The organism is Xanthobacter sp. BG11Y11_SDJG, assembly GCF_057364445.1.
Genome location: NZ_JBNFNU010000327.1, coordinates 1 through 4,830 on the forward strand (window position 1 = coordinate 1; position 4,830 = coordinate 4,830).

Consider the following 4,830-nt stretch of genomic DNA (forward strand, 5'->3'; position numbering starts at 1 on the left):
TTGCATGCTGGAGCTGCACGCCGACGCGCCGCGCCGCAGGCGTGGACCGCTTCCGCGAGGCGCGCAGGGCGTGTTCCTGCGCACCGTCCCAGAGCCCGAGATCGAGGTCGGTCGAGCGCCCCTCCGGGGTCGACGGCGGTGGCCTCCGCCACCACCAGCCCGGCGCCGCCGAGGGCGAAGCGCGCGAGATGCGCCTGGTGCCAGGCCGTCGCGCGCGCCTCGGGCGCGCTGTAGGTCTGCATGGGCGAGACCACCACGCGGTTCTTCAGCGTGAGGCCGCGCAGGCCGAGGGGCTGGAACAGACGCGCCATCTCAGCCCGGGTTCTGGTGCATGGCCTTGGCGATGATGGTGCGCTGGATCTGCGAGGTGCCGCCGCCGATGGTGCTCTGCATGCCTTCGCGGAAATAGCGCTCCATGTCCGAGTCCGGCAGCATGGAGTGCCCGCCGAGGATCTGCATGCCCATGCGCGAGACATTCTGCAGCGTCTCGGATGCGAACAGCTTGCCCATGGCCACCTCCTTGGCGCACGGCTCGTGCCGTGAGGCGAGCTCGGCGCCGCGGTAGACCAGGAGCCGGGCGGCATCCACCTGGGTCTGCATGTCGGCGAGCATGTGGCGGATCACCTGGAAATCGAAGATCGGCCGGTCGAACTGCTCGCGCTCGTGGGCATAGGCGAGCGCGTCGCTCACCGCGGTCTGGGCATTGCCCACATAGGCGGCGGACACCGCGATGCGCTCCAACTCCAGATGATCGGTGATGATCTCCCATCCCTGCCCCTCGTGACCGAGCAGGTTGGCGGCGGGCACCCGCGCGTCGTCGAGGAAGATCTCCGTGGTGCCGGTGGCGCGGCGCGCCAGAGTCGGCAGCCGGCGGATGTCGACGCCCGCCGTGTCGTTGGGCACCAGCAGCACCGAGAGCCCGCGGTGCTTGGCGGTCTCCGGGTCGGTGCGCACCAGCATCTGGATGGTCACGTTCTGCGCCGCCGCGCCGCTGCACCAGAGCTTCTGGCCCTTGATGACGTAGCTCTCGCCGTCGCGTCGGGCGCGGGTGCGAGTGCTGGCAGCGTCCGAGCCGGCCGAGGGCTCGGAGATGGAGATGGAGAAGCGCCGCGCGCCGGACATGAAGGGTTCGAGATAGTCCGCCTTCTGGGCGTCGTTGCCGAACTTCACGATGTTCATGGCGGTGAAGGTGGGCACCAGCACCGCAGTCGCGAAGTCGAAGCCGAACTTGCCGAGCCCCTCGCACATGAGCGCGTAGTCGAAGATGTCGCCGCCGTAGCCGCCGTGATCCTCCGGGATCAGCAGGCGCAGCCAGCCTTCCTTGGCGATCTTCTCATAGCCTTCGTAAGGGTAGGCGCGCGCCTCGTCCTGGGTGCGGATGTATTCGCGCGTGATCTCCTTCTCCATGAAGCGGTCGACGGTGTCGTGCCAGGCGCTCTGTTCGCTGTTGAGGAAGTTCATTGGGCCGCAGGCTCCGCAAGGGTGAAGGGGTCGTTCGAGGGCGGCAGCAGGCGCGCGCCCAAGATGAGCAGGCTGAACTCGCAGCGCATGACTTTTTCCCGGCGCTGGTTCGCGCCGACGAGCTCGAGCGTGGCGACGCCGGCGCCTCCGTCCTTCTCGCGCAGGTCGATGATCTCGGAGCGCGCCCACAGGGTGTCGCCGATGAAGGTGGGCTTGAGGAATCGCAGCCGGTCCACGCCGTAGAACGCGTCCACCACGCTCGAATCGAAGGGCAGGAGCGCGTTGACGATGGAGAAGACGAGCGAGCCCTGAACCACCCGCCGGCCGAAGCGCGCGGTCTTGGCGAACTCCTCGTTGGCGTGGATCTCCAGCCAGTTGCCGGTGAGCATGCAGAAGTTGACCACGTCGGTCTCGGTCAGCGTGCGCCCGCGCGAGACCTTGGACTGGCCGACCTTCAATTCGGGAAACGGCTGATCGATCATCGCTCCTGCTCTTCCTTCCTGGTCACCGGCCCTGCCAGACGGGCACGCGCCCCTCGGCGAAGGCGCTCGGCCCTTCCTGTGCATCGGCGCTGGCATAGACCGCGCGGTGAAGCTCGGCGCCGCGCGCGAGCCCGCCCGCGCAGCCGAGGTCCATGCCGGCGGCGAGCGTTGCCTTGGCGGCGCGCACGGAGAGCGGCGCGTTCCGGGCGATCTGGCCGGCGAGGGCGAGGGCGCGCGCCAGCACCACCTCCCGGCGTCGCCTCGAGATGGTTGACGAAGCCGTGGCGCCACAGCTCCTCCACGGGCAAAGGCGCGCCGGTGAGCATCATCTCGCTCAGCACCGGCTGCGGCAGCATCCACAGCAGCGGCACGGCCCAGGAGGTGCCCCGGCCGAACCGCACCTCGGAGATGGCGGCGCGCGATCCGGCGAGGCCAACGCGGATGTCGGCGCCCATGGCGAGCAGCATGCCGGCGCCGCTGAAATGGCCGTTGAGCGCCGCCACCACCGGCTGGCGGACTGCGCGCAGGCGCTCCTGGAACGGATCGGCGATGCGTGCGAGGAGGTCCGCGCCCTCGGCCCGCGCCGCGGCCATCTCCTTGAGATCCATGCCGGCGAGAGGAAGGTCGCCGCAGCGGGGCGGCGGCGAGCACGACGGCGCGGATCGCCTGGTCCGCGTCGATGCGGGCCCACGCGGCGGTGAGCGCGTTCGCCATGGACGCGGTGAGGGCGTTGCGCCGCGCCGGCCGGTTCAGGGTGACACGCGCGATGCCGTCGGCGACGGCCAGTTCCACCTCATCCGCCTGCATGGCGCGGCGCCTTCCTCCAGGGCGGGCCCGATGGCGGGCCGGAGCGCTCGGGGCGCCCTTCTCTGGCGACGACCTTAGTGCCTGCCCGGCGGGCGGGTCAAACAAAAATCCATCTTGCGGAACTGATTTTCGAAATACACTTGACTTTACGCCCCGCAGCGACGCACCCTCTGCATCGATCCGGACCCTGCGGGACCCGGCGCGCCTCGGCGCGCCCCGGCCTATGGCGTTGCGGAAGAATGATTTCTTTGGGAGAGGCGCGCATGAGGCGTTCGCTGAGGCTCGGGGCCGGTTCCGGCTTCTGGGGAGATGCCTTCGACCCTGCGGTCGAGCTGCTGGAGCGGGGGACGCTCGACTATCTCTCCATGGACTATCTCGCCGAGCTGACCATGGCGTTGCTCCAGCGCCAGCGCCTGAAGGACCCGGAGACGGGGTACATTCCCGATCTTCCCGCGCACCTTTCCGTTCTTCTTCCTCTCGCCCGCAAGAGCGGCACCCGCATCGTCTGCAACGGCGGCGGCGCCAACCCGCGCGCGGCCGGCGAGCGCATCCGCTCGCTCGCCCGCGAGCTCGGGCTGAACGGCCTGCGCATCGGCGTGATCGAAGGCGACGACGTGCTCGACCGGCTGGACGAGCTGATCGAGAGCGGCACCGACCTCACCAACATCGACACCGGCGAGACCAACTTCGCCGCCATCCGCAACCGCGTGGTGGCCGCCAACGTCTATACCGACAGCTCCGGCATCGTGGAGGCGCTCGCCCAGGGGGCGGACGTGGTGATCGCCGGCCGGGTCTCCGACAACGCGCTCTATGTGGGCCCGCTGATGCACGAGTTCGGCTGGAGCTACGGCGCGGCCGACACCGACCGCATCGCCGCCGCCATCACCATCGGCCACGTGGTGGAGTGCGCCGCCGCCGCCACCGGCGGCATGTCCTCCCGCTTCGACGAGATGCCCAACATGGGCAGGGTCGGCTTTCCCATCGTCGAGTTCGACGGCGACGGCACCGCGGTCATCACCAAGCTCGACCAGACCGGCGGACGCGTGGACCCGTTCACCGTCAAGGAGCACCTCGTCTACGAGATCGGCGATCCGCGCCGCTACCTCATGCCGGACGGCGTCGCCGACTTCACTCGCGTGCGGCTGGAGGAGATCGGGCCGGACCGCGTCCGGCTCTCCCACATGGGCGGCGGCCCGCGCCCGGAAACCCTCAAGCTGGTGGTGGGCTACGAGGACGGCTGGATCGGCGAGGGCATGATGTTCTTCCCCTGGCCCGACGCGCTGGGGCGCGCCGAGAAGGCGAAGCAGACCCTCGGCGAGCGCTTCGAGCGCCTGAAGCTGAAGGCCGACGCGGTGCAGTTCGACCTCGTGGGCGTCAACATGCTGCACGGGCCGGCCTCCCCCATGCCGGATTACGAGCCGGCGGAGATCGGCCTGCGCGTCGCGGTCCACACCGCCACCCGCCAGGAGGCGGAGAAGGTGCGCCGGGCCTGCGCGCAGCTCTGGATCATGGGGCCGGGCGGCACCTCCTTCGGCACGCCCATGAAGCCGCGCCCGGTCTACGGCGTGTGGCCCACCCTCGTGCCGCAGTCCGTGGTGACGCAGCGCGTCTCGCTCCTGGAGGCCTGAGCCATGCAGCTTCTTCGCGACTTCGCCTATGTGCGCTCCGGCGACAAGGGCGACGTGGTCTCGGTGGGGGTCATCGCCCGCACGCCGCAGGATTATCCCGTGCTCCTGGCGAGCCTCACGCCCGAGCGGGTCAAGGCGCTGTTCGGCGACTGGGTCCAGGGCGACGTGGAGACCTATCCCATGGACAATATCGAGGCCGTGGTCGTGATCATGCGCCGGGCGCTCGGCGGCGGGGCGACGCGCACACTGCGCCTCGACCAGACCGGCAAGGCCATGGGCAACGGCCTGCTGCGCCTTCCGGCCGTGCTGCCGCCCGCCGGATCGGAGGCCGCCTGAATGGCGGCCCTGCCGGACACTCCCGCCCAAGACCCCGAGCAAGAGCCGGCGCAAGCGGTTCCCCCCGAGCAAACGCCGAGGCTTCCGCCTCCAGTGCGCGGCGATCGAGGAGGCCG

6 protein-coding genes and 1 pseudogene are annotated in these 4,830 nt (G+C 70.0%); 2 read left to right on the forward strand and 5 right to left on the reverse strand.

Translation table 11 applies throughout. The annotated features are described in order from the left end of the window. The 5 genes and pseudogenes from AC2W7M_RS19865 to AC2W7M_RS19885 form a co-directional block, all read right to left on the reverse strand. A partial coding sequence (locus tag AC2W7M_RS19865; RefSeq protein ID WP_486134308.1) for an oxidoreductase occupies nt 1–311 on the reverse strand: 311 nt, incomplete at its 3' end. A gap of 1 nt (nt 312) precedes the next feature. Further along, entirely contained in the window at nt 313–1,461 is a 1,149-nt protein-coding gene (locus AC2W7M_RS19870; RefSeq protein ID WP_281805213.1) for an acyl-CoA dehydrogenase family protein, read from the reverse strand. Further along, entirely contained in the window at nt 1,458–1,943 is a 486-nt protein-coding gene (locus tag AC2W7M_RS19875; RefSeq protein WP_281805215.1) for a MaoC/PaaZ C-terminal domain-containing protein, read from the reverse strand. Before AC2W7M_RS19875 ends, AC2W7M_RS19870 begins: the two co-directional genes overlap by 4 nt. Next, nucleotides 1,940–2,536, reverse strand: coding sequence for an enoyl-CoA hydratase/isomerase family protein (locus AC2W7M_RS19880; RefSeq protein ID WP_486134311.1), 597 nt, complete (start codon nt 2,534–2,536; stop codon nt 1,940–1,942). Before AC2W7M_RS19880 ends, AC2W7M_RS19875 begins: the two co-directional genes overlap by 4 nt. A gap of 106 nt (nt 2,537–2,642) precedes the next feature. Then, a pseudogene (locus tag AC2W7M_RS19885) lies at nt 2,643–2,750 on the reverse strand (hypothetical protein); the annotation flags it as partial. A gap of 263 nt (nt 2,751–3,013) precedes the next feature. On the opposite strand from AC2W7M_RS19885, the gene AC2W7M_RS19890 reads away from it, so the two are divergent. Both AC2W7M_RS19890 and AC2W7M_RS19895 read left to right on the forward strand, forming a co-directional pair. Then, entirely contained in the window at nt 3,014–4,378 is a 1,365-nt protein-coding gene (locus tag AC2W7M_RS19890; protein ID WP_281805218.1) for an acyclic terpene utilization AtuA family protein, read from the forward strand. A 3-nt stretch (nt 4,379–4,381) separates the two neighbouring features. Continuing rightward, nucleotides 4,382–4,714 (forward strand): AtuA-related protein, encoded by a 333-nt coding sequence (locus tag AC2W7M_RS19895; protein WP_281805220.1) that lies wholly within the window; start codon nt 4,382–4,384, stop codon nt 4,712–4,714. The last annotated feature ends 116 nt before the right edge of the window (nt 4,715–4,830 follow it).

What these genes read in the sequence shown, in the direction of transcription:
- AC2W7M_RS19880 (WP_486134311.1), bottom strand. Translation starts at nt 2,536, where the DNA reads ATGGCCGCGGCGCGGGCCGAGGGCGCGGACCTCCTCGCACGCATCGCC.
- AC2W7M_RS19870 (WP_281805213.1), bottom strand. Translation starts at nt 1,461, where the DNA reads ATGAACTTCCTCAACAGCGAACAGAGCGCCTGGCACGACACCGTCGAC.
- AC2W7M_RS19890 (WP_281805218.1), top strand. Translation starts at nt 3,014, where the DNA reads ATGAGGCGTTCGCTGAGGCTCGGGGCCGGTTCCGGCTTCTGGGGAGAT.
- AC2W7M_RS19895 (WP_281805220.1), top strand. Translation starts at nt 4,382, where the DNA reads ATGCAGCTTCTTCGCGACTTCGCCTATGTGCGCTCCGGCGACAAGGGC.
- AC2W7M_RS19875 (WP_281805215.1), bottom strand. Translation starts at nt 1,943, where the DNA reads ATGATCGATCAGCCGTTTCCCGAATTGAAGGTCGGCCAGTCCAAGGTC.